The sequence below is a fragment of the Serratia sp. CY29653 genome (genome assembly GCF_052169255.1).
Classification (GTDB): domain Bacteria; phylum Pseudomonadota; class Gammaproteobacteria; order Enterobacterales; family Enterobacteriaceae; genus Serratia; species Serratia sarumanii.
On sequence record NZ_JBJNLC010000001.1, the window covers coordinates 1,810,191 to 1,825,823 of the forward strand.

Genomic DNA, 15,633 nt, shown 5'->3' on the forward strand with positions numbered 1-15,633 from the left:
ATAGCGGCGTTTGCCGGGTGCGGAATGCCCGCTAACCCATTCAGCCGTCGTCGTCATCGCCAAGCAGCCCCAGCGCAACCAACGTTTCCGCTCTGACCGGCGTTAAAGGCACACGCGGCGGCGGCAAAGGCCAGCCAAAAAGCTGCCTCGCCGCCGTCGCACAGACTTTACCCTGACATGCCCCCATGCCACAGCGGCTGCCCAGCTTGGCCGTGTGCCAATCCGGCTGATGACGAACCTGTTCCAGCATGACGTCTTCACAGCGGCACAGCAGCGTTTGTGGTTTGGCCAGCGAATCCAAGCGCTCATCGAGAGCGAAGGCACTGGCCGCCGCCGTGGCGAAACGCTGCCATCGCCGCCGCTGCGCCGCCAGGCGATCCGCCTTTTCCCGTTGCCCGGTGGCAGCATAACCGGCAATGGCGCCCTCGGTGAGCGCCAATTCACTGCCGCCGATGCCGGTACATTCCCCGGCAGCAAAAATTTGCACCTGGCTGGTTTGCTGCCAATGATCCACCGCTACGGCGTCGTGTTCTATCCGACACCCCAGCAGCATCGCCAACTCAATGTTCGCCACCAGACCAAAACCGCAGGCCAACCTGTCGCAGGCGATCGTTCTTTCCCGCCCGCCGTTATTGACGCGCACCGCGGTTAAACGTTCTTGCCCCAACGCCGCCTGCACCCGGCTACCGGCACGGTAACGATGCGGCATCAGAGAAAGCGCCTGACGCAGCTTGCCTGGCCAACGCCACAGGCCGCCGGCGAACGCCGCCAACCGCCAAAGCGGCGCCTGCTCAGCCACCAGCACCACCTCGCCTCCGGCCTGTTTCACGCTGTTCGCCACCGCCAACAGCAGCGGCCCGCTGCCGGCTATCGCCACTCGTTCGCCGCGGATAGCCAGCCCTTGCTTGATTTGCGCCTGTAGACCACCGGCGCCGGTCACCCCCGGCAGCGTCCAGCCGGGGAACGGCAGCAGAAGTTCACGCGCGCCATTGCACAGAATCAGCTTTTGATAGCGAATCACGCCGCAGCCTTCGGCGTCTTCATATGCCAATCGGTTAGCGCCACACTGCGCCACCAGCTTGCAACCGTGCTGCAGCGCAATATTTTCCTTCGTCGCCACCGCCTGCCGATAGCGGTTCGCCGTTTCAGGCAAAACCACCTGTGGCCCATCGCGCCAAATTTGCCCGCCGGGATGCGGATTATCATCAATCATTCGCACCTGGCCACCGCTTTCCGCCGCGGCCAGCGCCGCCGCCATGCCGGCCGGCCCGGCACCGACGATCAGCACCTCACAGTCTAAGTTACTCATCATCGCTCCTCTCAATGCGCATGCCGGCTTGGCACAGCGTTTGGCACGCCAGGCGACGCAGACCGTTAATGGTCACACGGCATTCCTGACAAACGCCCATGCCGCAAAAGGGAGCGCGCGGTTGATGTGAAACAGACAACCGACAACGATCGTCGCCGCACAGGCTGAGCGCCGCAGCAACGCTGAGACCAACCGGCACCCGCCGGTGCTCGCCATCGATGCTCAACGTGATCGTGTTTTGTCTTTCATTCATACAGGCAGCTCCTCGGCGGCAAACGCCCGCGCCGCCAAATACGGGGAATCGTCAATCTCCGGCGTTTGCCGGCCGATCTGCGCAGCGATCAGCGCAGCGCTGCCGAGGGCGGTCGTGACGCCCAATCCCTCGTGCCCCAGTGCCAGCCACAGCCAGGAATGCCGTGGATGCGCGCCCAACAGCGGCAGCCCGTCGGCGGAGGCGGCGCGCAGCCCGGTCCAGCAGCGAATGATGTTCATCTGCGCCAGTGCGGGCAAGAAATGCTGCGCACGCGCAAGCATCGTCGCCAACAGCGGCATGTCCAACGCCGAATCGACGGCGCCGAACTGGCGAGAAGAACCGATCAGCCATTGCCCGGTGGGCCGTGCCTGCACATTGAATGCCACCGACGTGCCGTCGCTGGCATGCGCGCTGGCCCCATACCCCAACTCAACCAGTTGATGCCGCACCCGCGGTGGGTAGCGATCGGTGATCGCCAGATGGCCCTTTTTGGCGTGCAGCAAAGTCTGCGGCAATAGGCCATTGGCCCCAAGGCCGCAGGCCAGGAGCACCACCGGCGCGGCCAGGCGCCTGCCGTCCGCCAGCCGCACGGCTCCCTCCTCCAGCGCTGCCGCTTCGCCGTGCACCACGTTGATTGCCGCACCACCGTCGGCCAACAGCCAGCGAGCCGCGAGCGGCGCATACAGAATGCCGTCGCCCGGCACCCGCAGTCCGCCGGCCAGGCCGTGCCGCAGCATCGGCTCCATGGCGGCGATCTGTTCCGCCGTCAGCAATTCCGCGGCCACGCCCTGCTCCGCCAGCCGCACCCGCTTTTGCTCGGCGACGGCCATTTCATCCGATTTATCCGCCAGCCATAGCGTTCCGCAGCCGCGCCAGGCACACGCTTGCGGCATGCGCCCCGTCACTTCACGCCATAACCGCAGTGAATAAGCGCTCAACGCCAGCTCGGCCGGATTATCGTCCATGCACACCAGATGCCCCATGCCGGCGGCGGTGGCGCCGGCGCGGCGATCGTCCACCACCGAGACGCGATAACCTTCCCGCGCCAACCGCCAGGCGCAGGCGGCGCCGATGATGCCGGCGCCGACCACGATGACATCGGCTCCCCGCTCGGCGCCCATCAGCGTATTCCCCAGACGAAGGGATCGCGTTCGTCGAGCAGCAGCTGGCTATCGGCGCACACGTAGGCCTGCCCGCGAATAAAGGGGGCGATGCGATCGCCGTTCCAACGATAATAGGCCTGGAATTCGCTGCCGATCACGCTGGCCTGCCGCCACTGCGTGTCCGGCGGCAGTTTGCCGTCCGCCGCCAGACACGCCAGTTTGGCGCTGGTGCCGGTGCCGCACGGGGAACGATCATAGGCTTTACCGGGGCACAGCACGAAGCTGCGGCTGTCGGCCTGCGGATCGTCACCGAACAGTTCGATATGGTCTATCGCTCCGCCGTCTTCACCGTGAATGCCCGCCTGTTCCAACGTCTGCCGCACCGCCCAGGTGAACGCGGTCAACGCCTCCAGATTTTGTTTATCGATGGACAACGGCGACTCGCCGATCAGGAAGAACCAGTTGCCGCCCCAGGCGATGTCACCCGTCACCGGCCCGTAACCCGCCACCTCAAGCCGCACCTGGCGGCGGTAACGATAAGCCGCCACGTTCTCTACCGTGACGCTGCCGTCCTCGTGCAGCGTGGCGTTTACCGGGCCGACCGGGGTCTCTATCAGGTGACGCCCGGCGTGGATGCGCCCCAGGTGCGCCAGCGAAGCGATCAGCCCGATAGTGCCGTGCCCGCACATGCCCAGATAGCCGCTGTTGTTAAAGAAGATCACCCCGGCGGTGGCCTGTGGCGAGCAGGGTCGGCACAGCAACGCCCCCACCAGCACGTCATTGCCGCGCGGTTCGAGCATCACCGCGCAGCGCCAATCATCATAATGTTGCGCGAAGCGCGCCCGCCGTTCCGCCATGCTGCCCGCGCCGAGATCGGGAAAACCTTCCACGATCAGGCGGGTCGGCTCTCCGCCGGTATGAGAATCGATCGCCCGCAAAGCGGTGATATGCGCAGAAAGTGCCATCGGCGTCTCCTGAGTTAATGAGATGTTACCAATAGCGTTAGCCTGAACGAATGTGGGCTTAACGGCTTGATGCGTTTCGGCGCGGCGAATGAAGAAATCAGCATAGTGACAAAAGTCAGGCCTGACGCGTTGCGGGCATGATATTAACGAATGCCATAACAATAACTTATTTATCATGGCGTTACTTTCATGCTAAATCTCCGCATGACGAGAAACGCCGCAGTTTTCAAGCAACCGCCACGCGCCGTCCGGCAAAAGTATGCGGCAATCCGCATATTTGGCAGGTGGCCGGAAATAGCGCTTGATTCGTTACAGAAAAGTTAATATTGATGCGAAGACATCAACCTGACCCGCCTGTTTTCCCGGCTAACGACCGAAAAGGGACTGCTATGAGATCCACTTCAGACTATCAGCCTCCGGTTTCTCTCTCGCCGCCTTCACTCGTGGGGCTGCCGGAGCAGGAGGACGTTTTTGCCGTCGAACATCTGTCACGCCTGTGCGACGGGCTGGCGCAGCAGCGCCCGAACAACCTGCGCGATCTGCTGAATACGCTGGCGCTGATCGCGCCGTTGCTGAACGCGATCCCCAACGTGGTGTTCTTTATCAAAGACGCCCAGGCCCGCTACCTGCTGGCCAACCTCACGCTGGCCAGGCGCTGCGGTTTCAAAACCGTCACGCCGCTGCTGGGCAAGACCTCCGCCGACGTTTTTCCCGCTCAGCTCGGATCCGGCTATACCGAGCAGGATCTGCGGGTATTGCGCCACGGCGTGCTGATCCAGGATCAGCTGGAAATGCACCTGTACAACGGCCGAGAAACCGGCTGGTGCCTGACGCAAAAGCTGGCGCTGTATGATGCGCAGGGAAAAATCATCGGTATGGCGGGTATTTCTCACGATCTGCAGGAGGCCAGGGCCAATCACCCGGCCTACCAACGGCTGGCGGCGATCGACGTGCACATCCGCCGCCACTATGCCCGGCCGATCGCGCTTGAGGAGCTGACGGCACTGACCGGGTTGTCGGTGGCGCAGATCGAACGCTACTGCAAACGTATCTTCCACCTCACCCCGCGCCAGATGATCCATAAAGTGCGGCTGGAAAAGGCCACGGAACTGCTGGCCGGCGATCTGCCGATCACCGACATCGCGCTGCAGTGCGGCTACACCGATCACAGCGCCTTCAGCCGTCAGTTCAAAGCGATGACCGGCTCCACGCCGCGCGATTTCCGCCTGACGCTTTCCGCTTAACGCGCTGATTTATCTGGTTACCCCCCTCTTTTCACGGTGCGCCGGCGCCCAGATTTTTCACGCCCGCGTTCCGCCGGCATTGTGCCAATTTCGTCGCGGCAATCGGCGAAAAGCGTCAAGCCTCCCTGCGCAATACCGGTCAATCTGTCGGTGAGCCTTACCAAAGATTCACTTTTCATTAACACTTACGGATGACAGGACAAACACGATGAGCCATAAAGCCATAAGCTGGAGCGGCGTATTCCCGGCGGTGACGACCCAGTTCCGCAACGATTTCTCTCTGGATCTCGACGCCACTCATACGGTGATCAAAAACCTGGTGCGCGACGGCGTCTCCGGCCTGGTGGTGTGCGGCACCGTCGGTGAAAATACCTCAATGACGGTGCAGGAAAAGCTGGCGGTGATCGAAGTGGCGAGAGACGCCGCCGACGGTAAAGTGCCGGTGATCGCCGGCATCGCCGAGTTCACCACCGCCTTCGCGCAGAATATGGCGCGTGAAGCGCAAAAGGCCGGCGTCGACGGGATTATGGTGATGCCGGCGCTGGTCTACTCCGCCAAGCCGCACGAAACCGCCGCGCATTTCCGCAGCGTCGCCGGCGCGACCGATCTGCCGATCATGGTCTACAACAACCCTCCCATTTACAAAAATGACGTCACGCCCGACATCCTGACCTCGCTGGTCGACTGCGAGAACATCGTGTGCTTCAAAGACTCGTCGGGCGACACCCGCCGCTTTATCGATCTGCGCAACGAAGTCGGCGATCGCTTCGTGCTGTTCGCCGGGTTGGACGATGTGGTGCTGGAAAGCATCGCCGTCGGCGCGCAAGGTTGGATCTCCGGCATGTCCAATGCCTTCCCGCGCGAAGGGGAAACCCTGTTCCAGCTGGCGAAGGAAAAACGCTATGAGGAAGCATTGGCGCTGTACCGCTGGTTCATGCCGCTGCTGCACCTCGATGCCCGCCCTGACCTGGTGCAGTGCATCAAGCTTTGCGAGCAGCGAGTCGGCCGCGGCAGCGCCGTCACTCGTCCGCCGCGCCTGGCGCTGCAGGGGGAAACGCTCAGCGAGATCAACGCCATGATCGATAAAGCGCTGGCCACTCGCCCGGCGCTGCCGAACGTCGGCCTGTAACGCCTTCACCGCCCGGCCATGCCGGGCGTCATGCTTTCTCTACCGGGGGAACCGATGCCCAACGCTCGCTATGCCGCCATCAGCGGCCAACAATTTATCGGCGGCCAGCGCCGCGCCGAAGGGGAAGCGGCGCTGCTCAGCCTGCGCGCCGACGACGGTCAGCCGACCGGCTACCGCTTCCACCAGGCCACGGCGGCAGAAACCGCCGCCGCCGCCGAAGCCGCCGCCGCGGCTTTTGCGCCCTATTCGCAGCTCAGCGCGGAACAACGCGCTAACTTTCTCGACGCCATCGCCGAGGAGATAGACGCGTTGGATGATGTTTTCTTCGCCTTCGCCATGCAGGAAACGGCCTTGCCCCAGGCGCGGTTGAGCGGCGAACGCGCCAGAACCAGCGGCCAGATGCGGCTGTTCGCCACGCTGCTGCGGCGCGGCGACGTCGAGGGCGTGCGCATCGACTGCGCGCTGCCGCAGCGTTCCCCCCTGCCGCGCCCCGATCTGCGTCAATACCGCACGGCGCTCGGCCCGGTGGCGGTCTTCGGCGCCAGCAACTTCCCGCTGGCGTTTTCCACCGCGGGCGGCGACACCGCCGCCGCGCTCGCCGCCGGCTGCCCGATCGTGTTCAAGGCGCACAGCGGCCATATGATCACCGCGGAGCTGACCGCTCAGGCGATCGAGCGCGCACGCGAACGCACCGGGATGCCCGCCGGCGTCTTCAACATGATCTTCGGCAACCGCGTGGGGGCCGATTTGGTCCAACATCCGGCGATTCAGGCGGTGGGATTCACCGGCTCGCTGCAAGGTGGCCGGGCGCTCTTCGATCTGGCGACGCAACGCCCTCAACCTATCCCGGTCTTCGCCGAAATGTCGAGCATCAACCCGGTAGTGATCCTGCCCAAGGCGCTGGCGCGGCGCGAGCAGCGCATCGCGCAGGAACTGGTCTCTTCCTTCACGCTCGGCTGCGGTCAGTTCTGCACCAAGCCCGGCGTGATAGTCGCGCTGCGCGGCGCCGCCTTCGATCGGCTGGCCGAAACGATGAGCGCCCTGGTCAACGCCGCCGAGCCGCAGCCGATGCTGAATGCCGGCACGCTGGAGCACTACCGTCACGGGCTGGCGGCCCTCGATGCCCACCCGGGTATGCGGCGTCTGGCAGGCCGCAGCGAAACGCCCGCTCTTCGCGCGGCGGCGCAGCTTTATCAGGCGGAGGGGGCGCTGCTGCTGCAGGCCGACCCGCTGCTGCAACAAGAGGTCTTCGGCCCGGTCAGCATCCTGGTGGCGATGGATGACGAAGCGCAGCTGCATGCGGCGCTGGCGGCATTGCAAGGCCAGTTGACCGCCACGCTGCTGGCGGACGACGACGATCTCGCGATGGCCGCCGGGCTGACAACCCTGTTGGCGCGCAAAGCCGGTCGGGTGCTGTTCAACGGGTATCCGACCGGGGTGGAGGTGTGCGACGCCATGGTGCACGGCGGCCCTTATCCGGCCACCAGCGACGCGCGCGGCACCTCGGTAGGCACGCTGGCCATCGAGCGTTTCCTGCGGCCGGTCTGTTTGCAAAACCCCCCCGCAGCGCTGTTGCCGCCGGCGCTGCAGGACGCCAACCCGCTCAACCTGCTACGGCTGGTGAACGGCGTTTACACCCGAGATCCCCTGGTTTCACCTGCCCAAAATTAGCCCGGCCGCATCTGCCTGCCACTCAATAACAAAAGGGTAATACCATGACAACCCAAGGCAAATTCAAGAAGCAGCTTACGCTCACCGATCTGACGTTCATCGGTCTGGGCGCCATCTTCGGCTCCGGTTGGCTGTTCGCCGCCAGCCATGTCTCCTCCATCGCCGGCCCGGCCGGCATCTATTCCTGGCTGATCGGCGGCCTGGCGGTGCTGCTGCTCGGCATCGTCTACTGCGAGCTGGGCGCCGCCCTGCCGCGCGCCGGCGGCATCATTCGCTATCCGGTATTCTCACACGGCGAACTGATGGGTTATCTGCTGGGATTTATCACGCTGATCGCCTTCTCCAGCCTGATCGCCATCGAAGTCGTCGCCGCCCGGCAGTACGCCGCCGCCTGGTTCCCGTTCCTCAGCCAGCCGGGTTCCGGCGACCCGACCCCGGTCGGCTGGCTGGTGCAGTTGGCGCTGCTGTGCTTTTTCTTCGCGCTCAACTATTACAGCGTCAAAACCTTCGCCAAATCCAATAACCTGATTAGCGTGCTGAAGTTTCTGGTGCCGCTGCTGGTGATCGTGGTGTTGTTCAGCTTTTTCAAACCGGAAAACCTGCACAGCCAGGGCTTTGCCCCCTTCGGTTCCGCCGGCGTTGAGGCCGCCATTTCCGCCGGCGGCATCATCTTTGCCTACCTCGGCCTGACGCCGATCATTTCGGTCGCCAGCGAGGTGCAACGGCCGCAGCGCACCATTCCCATCGCGCTGATCCTGTCGGTGGTGCTGTCCACCATCATCTATGTGCTGCTGCAGATAGCGTTTCTCGGCAGTATCCCCAGCGAGATGCTGAGCGGCGGCTGGGCCGGCATCAGCCAACAGTTCTCCCTGCCGTTCCGCGACATCGCCATCACGCTCGGCATGGGATGGCTGGCGTTTCTGGTGGTCAGCGACGCGATCGTTTCGCCGAGCGGCACCGGCAACATCTATATGAACGCCACGCCTCGCGTGATCTACGGTTGGGCGCGCGCCGGCACCTTCTTCAAACTGTTCACCCGGGTGGATGGCGACTCCGGCATCCCCCGCCCGGCGCTGTGGTTGACCTTCGCTCTCTCGGTATTCTGGACGCTGCCGTTCCCGTCGTGGGAAAAGCTGATCGGCGTGGTGTCCGCCGCCCTGGTGCTGAGCTACGCCATCGCCCCGGTCACCGCCGCCGGGCTGCGGCGCAATGCGCCCGATATGCCGCGTCCGTTCCGGGTGCGCGGTTTCTGCGTGCTCGGCCCGCTGTCGTTTATCATTTCGGCGCTGATCGTCTTCTGGTCCGGCTGGGACACCGTCTCCTGGCTGCTCGGCTTGCAGATCCTGATGTTCTTCATCTACATCCTGTTCAAGAATCAGGTGCCGACCCATGCCGTTAGCCTCCGGCAGCAAATTTGGTCCTCGCTGTGGCTGATCGTCTTCTATGCGCTGGTGATCGGGCTTTCCTATCTCAGCAGCTTCGGCGGCATCGGCGCTATTGCCCACCCGTGGGACACCCTCACCATGGCGGTGATTTCGCTGGCGATTTACTACTGGGGCGCCTATACCTGTTTACCCCAGGCCAATTTTATCGGCGATGAAGAAGAATGAACTCGGGGAGGACATCGAAATGACATCCATGCACGTGCTGTCGCTGGAACAGGCTTATCAACTGGCGTTGCGTACGCTGCGCAGCAACGGTTTCAATCCGGCGCATGCCGAGGCGGTGGCGCAAAATGTCACCCAGGGCGAACGCGACGGCTGCGCTTCTCACGGGCTATACCGGCTGTTGGGCTGCATGCGATCGCTGCGGGCAGGCAAGGTCTCTGCCGATGCGATGCCCAGGTTGTTCGACCAGGCGCCGGCCATCTTGCGCGCCGACGCCGGCGGCGCGTTTTCCCTGCTGGCCTACCGCACCGCTCTGCCGGTCTTTATCGAGAAGGTGCGCGCCAATGGCATCGCCGCGCTGGCGATCAACCGCTGCGTGCATTTCTCCGCGCTGTGGGCCGACATCGAACCGCTGACCGAACAGGGGTTGGTGGCCTTGGCCTGCACACCCAGCCACGCGTGGGTGACGCCGGCCGGCGGTTCGCGACCGCTGTTCGGCACCAACCCCATCGCTTTCGGCTGGCCGCGTGCGGATCGGCCGCCGTTTTTGTTCGACATGGCCACCAGCGCGGCGGCGCGCGGCGAAATCGAACTGCATCGCCGCGCCGGCACCCCGCTGCCTGAAGGCTGGGGCATTGATAAGGCGGGCAATCCGTCCACCGATGCCGCCAGCGTGCTGGAGGGGGCAATGCTGACCTTCGGCGGGCATAAGGGCTCGGCGCTGGCAGCGATGGTGGAATTGTTGGCCGGGCCGCTGATCGGCGATATGACCAGCAAGGAATCGCTGGCCTATGACGACGGCACCGGTTCGTCGCCTTACGGCGGTGAGCTGATCATCGCGTTGGATCCCGAGCGTTTTCTCGGTGCGGATAAGGCGAAATATTTCGCCGGAGCAGAGGCGATGTTTGCCGATATGCAGGCGCAAGGCGCACGCATTCCCGGCGAACGCCGTTATCGGCAGCGGCGCCAGAGCGAGCAATACGGCGTGGAAATCCCCAGGACGTTGTACGACGAAATCGTGGCGCTGTGCGATTAGCGCCGGGTTAATGCCCCGCGCCGGCAACCCGGCGCGGGGAAAGGCTTATCCTGCCTGAGCCAGATCGCTGTGCAGGCGCTTGCGCCACACCGGTTTGGTGTCCCAGCGGGCAAAGTGTTTCGCCTCTTTACCCGGCTGCACCTGATGCCACATATCTTCTTGCCACCGGATCGGTTCCTTTCCTCGCAACGTTGGGCGGGTCTGTTTAATCGTCCGTTGCAAGACGCCCGCTTCCTCAGCGGTAATGGGCGGCGCCTGTCTGGCGGCATCCAGCGCCCGGCTTCCCAACGGCGCCATCACCTGATACAACACGTTGACCTGCTGCAGCGTCGCTTGCTGATTATTGCTCATTCCCTTACCCGACCAACCGTCGAAGTTTTCGCCGGGATCGTCCCCCTGCGCGCGATATTCGTTACCTGGCCCCTCGACGATATTCCATCCTTGCCAGGTCACCAGAGTGTGTAATCCATCGCGATCCTGCAGATTTCTATTCTTGATCTGTTTGAGCACCTCGGCGCGGCTTGGCACACCGATCAGGTTCATAAACTCGTCCAGCGCGTCCCAATGCTGCCCCGCCACCAGACCATTCCAGACATTACGCAAACAGTTCCAGGGAATGGTGTGATGCCAGGTCAGCGTAATAAGCGGCTTGGTTGACGCATGCTGCCAACGGCTCGGTTCACTGCCCCGATCGCCTCTGATAATCCCATCGACTTCTAATGGCATAGCTGCCCCTTTTCTGGCTGAAATGAAGAATATGCGCAAAGCCGGTGGCCCGGTTGGCATAAAAACGTCAGCTAAAATCGTAGCAGCTCAGGCTGAGATGGCAATAAAGCGCCAGGCACGCTCTGCTGCCGGCCGGCAACCGCAGAACGCGCCCGAAAACGGTGGGCTTAAGACGGATTATCTGACCACCATTACCGAAATATTGGCATGGCGAACGATAGCGGCGGCGTTAGATCCCAGCAGATAGGTTTTCACGCTCGGGCGACGCGAACCGATGATGATCAGATCGGCGTCGATCTCTTCCGCCAGTTCCAACACCTGATCGCGTGCAGAGCCGAAGCTGACGGTGTAATTGAGGCGATCCAACGGCAGATCGATTTCCGACATGATTTTCTTCAGTTTATCCACCGCCTTCACTTCCGCCTGATTCTCAAACTCCTTGAGACCGAACGAATAGGCAGTAACAAAAGCCGAGGCATCCGGTAGCGCATGGAAGAAATGCACTTTAGCGCCGGACAGCTTCGCCAAATATTCCACATGCTTCAGCGCATGCTCAGTCAACAGATCCTCTTCAATATCGATCGGCACTAAAATAGTCTTGTACATATCACGTCCTTTCTATGTAAACCGGGTGCCTACAGAATACTGCCGCGCACGGCCGCGGTGAATCGCTTTATCACGCTTTTGTGATCGGGGGGTAAATACTGAATAAGGACAGTTCTTAATTTAACAAAATATAAACATCACGCCGATAACGGATAGGGACTTAATTATTTATTACTCAAGATTAAATCAGCTGCAAATAAACCGCTTTGGCGGTGGCGGCGGTCTTATTAGCGACAGAAAGTTTTTTAATCGAGTTACCGATATGGAAATTGACCGTGCGCTCGCTCACCCCCATCAACAGCGCGATCTCTTCCGCCGTTTTCCCTTCGCTGCACCAGCGTAGGATGTCTTTTTCGCGCAGCGTCAGCACATATTTTATCGCATCGTCGTTCACCGAGATCAAGGCTTCACGCAGCGTTTTATGGGCGGTTTGCGCCAGCCAAAGGAAGAAGGTTTCATTTGCCGCCCGCGCTTGCGGCGTTTGCTCGGGTAGCGCTTTGCCGGCAAACGTCAGGATCCCCAGCCGGCCATAGCAATCCTTGACTGACTGCGACCAACCGGCGCACAGGCCGAACTGCGCCATATGCCGCCAAAGCAGCGGCCGCTCGTGATAAAAGCTTTCGTCCCACTGAAACTGCAGCGTGGAATGGTGAGCGCGCTCAATAACCGGATCCTGCAAATACACCCGCTGCCGCCGATAATCTTCGAGATAGTTCGCTGAAAAATTCCCTTCGATCAGCATTTTGGGGCGGCTGGCCGGATAACAGGAAAACACGATGTAGGAGAAATAATCAAACCCCAACGCCTCAGCGCAGGGCCCCAGCTGCGTCAGAAAACGTTCGCGATCGGCCAGGCTGCCAATCACCTCCGCCATGAGCCGTTGAGTGCGGGTATCCATAACGCAGGTTCTCCAGATAGCGATGCCGATTTATCGATAGGTCAGACTCACTATAGAATATCGCCGTCCGGCGTCAGTAGCCGTTTCATATAATAAAAAATACCAACGCTATAACGAAAAAAGCTATTCCCCTTAAAATAAGCCTTTTTATTGCGCCGCACAGGAAAACTACGCGAATAGCATAATATCCTCGGCGCGTAAACCTGTCATTTCTACCGTTAGACAGCCAGGGCACCGCCAATTACTTTCCAGACAGGCACCCGGTGCCGCCGTAAATCCAAAGAGATAATAAGCATTTGCGAATTTCGCATGGCATACAGTGACGGGGATTTTCTATGGCAGAAAGTAATGCGGCAATTCAATCGGCTGCGATTATCGGCGCGGGAACGATGGGCAGAGGCATCGCTTATCTTTTCGCGCAAAAAGGTATTCGCACGGTGCTTTATAATCGCAACGGCAATACCCTCAATCAGGCTCGCGAATATATCGCGCAAGACCTGAACAAGAAAGTCGAACAGGGCAAGATCGCGCTGCAGGATAAAGGCGCGGTGCTGGCCAATCTGGTGTTCACCTCGGTGTTTGAGACTATCGCCGACAGCGATCTGGTGATAGAAACCATCGCCGAGCAAGAGCAAACCAAACTTGAGGTGCTGGCGGCCATCGCCGCGGCGGTCAAGCCCGACACGCTGATCGCCACCAATACCTCCTCACTGTCGCTTAACAAGCTGGCAACCGCGGTGACGCACAGCGAGCGGTTTATCGGTTTGCACTTTTTCAATCCCGCGCCGCTGATGAAACTGATTGAAATCATCCCGGCCTACTTTACCGCACGCGCCACCACCGAACGTTGCCGTCAGCTGGTAGCCGCGTTGGGGAAACGCGATGTCGTCTGCCAGGCCACGCCGGGGTTTATCGTCAACCGCATGGCCCGCCCCTACTACCTGGAAGGGTTCCGCCTGTTGGAAGAACACGTGGCGCGCGCGCCGCAGATCGACCGCGCCCTCAAGGCCGGCGGGCACTTTCGCATGGGGCCGCTCGAGCTGACCGATTTTATCGGCCAGGACATCAACTATCAGGTCAGCCGGCAAATCTGGCAGGACATGCAATACGATCCGCGCTATACCCCCGGCCATCTGCAGCGTTCGCTGGTCGATGCCGGTCTGTTGGGGAAAAAGAACGGCCGCTCCTATTTTGCCGCCGAAGAAAACGCCTTACCGGTAACGGCCGCCACCGATGCAGACGTCGAGACGCTGCGCGTTTACGGCGAACACCCTTTTTTTACCCTGTTGCAACAGCGGGCCGCGCTTCAGTGGCCACGGCTGCGCGTGGAGCAACGGCCGGCCTTACCGGGCCTGGGGCCGGCCGTCCAGATCAATGAGGCTTTCACCGTCAGCGTCACCGATGGCCGCACGGCGAGCCAGTTGGCGGAGCTGACGGCGGCGGATGCCTTTGTGGTCGATGTCGCCCTGAACTACGCCGACACGGCGTATCTGGTGGCAGCGCACAACCGCCACGCCTCTGCGGCCAATAAGGCGCTGTTTTTACGCCTGCTGCACACGGCAATCCCGCAGGTTGAATTTATCAAGGACTCCCCGGCGCTGATCGTCGCCCGCGTCCTCAGCAGCCTGATCAACGAGTCGGTGATCATGGTGGAAAGCGGCGTCTGCAGCCGGGAAGACATCGATGTCGCCGCCGTCGCCGGCGTTAACTACGCCGACGGCATTTTCGGCTGGCTCGATAGCCTGGGGGAGAAAAACGTCAGGACGACGCTGAGCAACCTGGCGCAGCTGCTGCACGCAGCACGCTATGCGCCGCATTACACCCTTCTGCACGCCGCGCAACCGGCGCTGACGACCACGCCTTAAGGATCCATGATGAGCATTAACGATGACGGCGTTTATCTGATCGACGGCACGCGCACGGCGATTGGCGCCTATGGCGGCAGCCTGGCGCATACCCGCCCCGACGACATGGCGGCAACGATCATTCGCAGTCTGCTGCAGCGCCATCCGGCGGCGGAAGCGAAGCTGGACGAAGTGGTGCTGGGCTGCGCCAACCAGGCCGGCGAGGACAACCGCAACGTCGCCCGCATGGCGGCGCTGCTTTCCGGGCTGGATCCGTCGGTGCCGGCCATCACCCTCAACCGCCTTTGCGCCTCTGGGTTGGATGCGGTGATCTACGCCGCGGCGAAAATCCGCAGCGGCCTTAGCGAACTGATTCTGGCCGGCGGCGTGGAAAGCATGAGCCGCGCGCCCTATGTGCTGAGCAAGGGCGACACGCCGTTCGACAAGGGGGTGAAGCTGTACGACACCACGCTGGGATGGCGCTTTGTTAACCCGCGGCTGGCGGAGCGCTACGGCAGCGATCCGCTCGGCATCACGGCGGAAAACGTGGCTCAACGGCAGCACATCTCGCGCGAGGAGCAGGATCTGTTCGCACTGGCCTCGCAGCAAAAGGCCCGCCGGGCGATCGACAGCGGCCGGCTGGCGCGGGAAATCACGCCCGTGGACGTGCCGGCGGATCGCAAGACCACGCGTACATTCGCGCAGGATGAGTTCCCGCGCCTCAGCACGCTGCAGCAGCTGCAGGCGCTGAAACCGGCGTTCTCCGCCGGCGGTTCGGTCACCGCGGGCAACGCTTCCGGCATCAACGACGGCGCCGCCGCGCTGCTGCTGGCTTCCGGGCGCTACGTGAAACGCCAAGGGTGGCAACCGCTGGCGGAGATCGGCGACAGCGCGGCCGCCGGCGTTGAACCGGCGCTGATGGGGCTGGGGCCGATCGCCTCCACCGAGCGCTTGCTGCAGCGCGGCGGGTTCACCTTGAACGACTTCGACATCATCGAGATTAACGAAGCCTTCGCCTCACAGGTTCTGGCGGCGCTGAAACACTGGCGCATCGACGCCCACGACGCGCGGGTCAACCCGAATGGCGGCGCCATCGCGCTCGGTCACCCGCTGGGGATGTCCGGCGCGCGCCTGGTGCTGTCGGCGGCGCTGGAACTACGCGATCGGCAGGCCGGCAACGCATTGGTGACGATGTGCGTCGGCGTCGGTCAGGGTCTGTCATTAAACCTTAAAGCCGTTTAA

14 protein-coding genes are annotated in these 15,633 nt (G+C 62.1%); 7 read left to right on the top strand and 7 right to left on the bottom strand.

Translation table 11 applies throughout. The features are described 5' to 3' along the window. Positions 1 to 40: 40 nt before the first annotated feature. The 4 genes from ACJ8HN_RS08800 to ACJ8HN_RS08815 are packed head-to-tail and all read right to left on the bottom strand — an operon-like array spanning position 41 to position 3,630. Entirely contained in the window at positions 41 to 1,309 is a 1,269-nt protein-coding gene (locus ACJ8HN_RS08800; RefSeq protein ID WP_308325589.1) for an FAD/NAD(P)-binding oxidoreductase, read from the bottom strand. Further along, positions 1,302 to 1,562, bottom strand: coding sequence for a (2Fe-2S)-binding protein (locus ACJ8HN_RS08805; RefSeq protein ID WP_033637952.1), 261 nt, complete (start codon positions 1,560 to 1,562; stop codon positions 1,302 to 1,304). Before ACJ8HN_RS08805 ends, ACJ8HN_RS08800 begins: the two co-directional genes overlap by 8 nt. Continuing rightward, positions 1,559 to 2,683 carry an NAD(P)/FAD-dependent oxidoreductase gene (locus ACJ8HN_RS08810; RefSeq protein ID WP_442523270.1) on the bottom strand — a complete coding sequence of 375 codons (1,125 nt, stop codon included), beginning with the start codon at positions 2,681 to 2,683 and terminating at the stop codon, positions 1,559 to 1,561. The genes ACJ8HN_RS08805 and ACJ8HN_RS08810 overlap by 4 nt, the downstream gene beginning before the upstream one ends. Beyond that, entirely contained in the window at positions 2,683 to 3,630 is a 948-nt protein-coding gene (locus ACJ8HN_RS08815) for a 4-hydroxyproline epimerase (RefSeq protein ID WP_033654191.1), read from the bottom strand. The genes ACJ8HN_RS08810 and ACJ8HN_RS08815 overlap by 1 nt, the downstream gene beginning before the upstream one ends. Before the next feature lie 389 nt (positions 3,631 to 4,019). Between ACJ8HN_RS08815 and ACJ8HN_RS08820 the strand changes: the two genes are divergently transcribed. From ACJ8HN_RS08820 to ACJ8HN_RS08840, 5 genes are all read left to right on the top strand, one after another. Next, positions 4,020 to 4,874: an AraC family transcriptional regulator gene (locus ACJ8HN_RS08820; RefSeq protein ID WP_033637947.1), complete on the top strand. Its 855-nt coding sequence runs from the start codon at positions 4,020 to 4,022 to the stop codon at positions 4,872 to 4,874. A gap of 208 nt (positions 4,875 to 5,082) precedes the next feature. Next, a complete protein-coding gene (locus ACJ8HN_RS08825) occupies positions 5,083 to 6,003 on the top strand; it encodes a dihydrodipicolinate synthase family protein (RefSeq protein WP_442523271.1) in 921 nt (306 codons plus the stop codon). 54 nt (positions 6,004 to 6,057) lie between these two features. Further along, positions 6,058 to 7,674 (top strand): aldehyde dehydrogenase (NADP(+)), encoded by a 1,617-nt coding sequence (locus ACJ8HN_RS08830; RefSeq protein ID WP_442523272.1) that lies wholly within the window; start codon positions 6,058 to 6,060, stop codon positions 7,672 to 7,674. Between the two features lie 44 nt (positions 7,675 to 7,718). Continuing rightward, positions 7,719 to 9,284: an APC family permease gene (locus tag ACJ8HN_RS08835; RefSeq protein WP_442523273.1), complete on the top strand. Its 1,566-nt coding sequence runs from the start codon at positions 7,719 to 7,721 to the stop codon at positions 9,282 to 9,284. Between the two features lie 19 nt (positions 9,285 to 9,303). Continuing rightward, on the top strand, positions 9,304 to 10,317 hold the full coding sequence (locus ACJ8HN_RS08840) for an Ldh family oxidoreductase (RefSeq protein ID WP_442523274.1): 1,014 nt from the start codon (positions 9,304 to 9,306) through the stop codon (positions 10,315 to 10,317). Positions 10,318 to 10,362: 45 nt separating this feature from the next. Here the strand turns inward: ACJ8HN_RS08840 and ACJ8HN_RS08845 are convergent, their stop codons facing one another. From ACJ8HN_RS08845 to ACJ8HN_RS08855, 3 genes are all read right to left on the bottom strand, one after another. Next, entirely contained in the window at positions 10,363 to 11,043 is a 681-nt protein-coding gene (locus ACJ8HN_RS08845; protein ID WP_442523275.1) for a hypothetical protein, read from the bottom strand. A 177-nt stretch (positions 11,044 to 11,220) separates the two neighbouring features. Continuing rightward, on the bottom strand, positions 11,221 to 11,649 hold the full coding sequence (locus ACJ8HN_RS08850; protein ID WP_033637941.1) for a universal stress protein: 429 nt from the start codon (positions 11,647 to 11,649) through the stop codon (positions 11,221 to 11,223). Between the two features lie 181 nt (positions 11,650 to 11,830). Next, positions 11,831 to 12,547 (bottom strand): autoinducer binding domain-containing protein, encoded by a 717-nt coding sequence (locus tag ACJ8HN_RS08855; RefSeq protein ID WP_060438850.1) that lies wholly within the window; start codon positions 12,545 to 12,547, stop codon positions 11,831 to 11,833. A gap of 335 nt (positions 12,548 to 12,882) precedes the next feature. On the opposite strand from ACJ8HN_RS08855, the gene ACJ8HN_RS08860 reads away from it, so the two are divergent. After that, complete coding sequence (locus ACJ8HN_RS08860) at positions 12,883 to 14,412, top strand: 3-hydroxyacyl-CoA dehydrogenase NAD-binding domain-containing protein (protein ID WP_033637938.1); 1,530 nt, start codon at positions 12,883 to 12,885, stop codon at positions 14,410 to 14,412. A gap of 9 nt (positions 14,413 to 14,421) precedes the next feature. Continuing rightward, complete coding sequence (locus ACJ8HN_RS08865; RefSeq protein ID WP_047568137.1) at positions 14,422 to 15,633, top strand: acetyl-CoA C-acyltransferase; 1,212 nt, start codon at positions 14,422 to 14,424, stop codon at positions 15,631 to 15,633.

What these genes read in the sequence shown, in the direction of transcription:
- ACJ8HN_RS08800 (WP_308325589.1), bottom strand. Translation starts at nt 1,309, where the DNA reads ATGAGTAACTTAGACTGTGAGGTGCTGATCGTCGGTGCCGGGCCGGCC.
- ACJ8HN_RS08805 (WP_033637952.1), bottom strand. Translation starts at nt 1,562, where the DNA reads ATGAATGAAAGACAAAACACGATCACGTTGAGCATCGATGGCGAGCAC.
- ACJ8HN_RS08810 (WP_442523270.1), bottom strand. Translation starts at nt 2,683, where the DNA reads ATGGGCGCCGAGCGGGGAGCCGATGTCATCGTGGTCGGCGCCGGCATC.
- ACJ8HN_RS08815 (WP_033654191.1), bottom strand. Translation starts at nt 3,630, where the DNA reads ATGGCACTTTCTGCGCATATCACCGCTTTGCGGGCGATCGATTCTCAT.
- ACJ8HN_RS08820 (WP_033637947.1), top strand. Translation starts at nt 4,020, where the DNA reads ATGAGATCCACTTCAGACTATCAGCCTCCGGTTTCTCTCTCGCCGCCT.
- ACJ8HN_RS08825 (WP_442523271.1), top strand. Translation starts at nt 5,083, where the DNA reads ATGAGCCATAAAGCCATAAGCTGGAGCGGCGTATTCCCGGCGGTGACG.
- ACJ8HN_RS08830 (WP_442523272.1), top strand. Translation starts at nt 6,058, where the DNA reads ATGCCCAACGCTCGCTATGCCGCCATCAGCGGCCAACAATTTATCGGC.
- ACJ8HN_RS08835 (WP_442523273.1), top strand. Translation starts at nt 7,719, where the DNA reads ATGACAACCCAAGGCAAATTCAAGAAGCAGCTTACGCTCACCGATCTG.
- ACJ8HN_RS08840 (WP_442523274.1), top strand. Translation starts at nt 9,304, where the DNA reads ATGACATCCATGCACGTGCTGTCGCTGGAACAGGCTTATCAACTGGCG.
- ACJ8HN_RS08845 (WP_442523275.1), bottom strand. Translation starts at nt 11,043, where the DNA reads ATGCCATTAGAAGTCGATGGGATTATCAGAGGCGATCGGGGCAGTGAA.
- ACJ8HN_RS08850 (WP_033637941.1), bottom strand. Translation starts at nt 11,649, where the DNA reads ATGTACAAGACTATTTTAGTGCCGATCGATATTGAAGAGGATCTGTTG.
- ACJ8HN_RS08855 (WP_060438850.1), bottom strand. Translation starts at nt 12,547, where the DNA reads ATGGATACCCGCACTCAACGGCTCATGGCGGAGGTGATTGGCAGCCTG.
- ACJ8HN_RS08860 (WP_033637938.1), top strand. Translation starts at nt 12,883, where the DNA reads ATGGCAGAAAGTAATGCGGCAATTCAATCGGCTGCGATTATCGGCGCG.
- ACJ8HN_RS08865 (WP_047568137.1), top strand. Translation starts at nt 14,422, where the DNA reads ATGAGCATTAACGATGACGGCGTTTATCTGATCGACGGCACGCGCACG.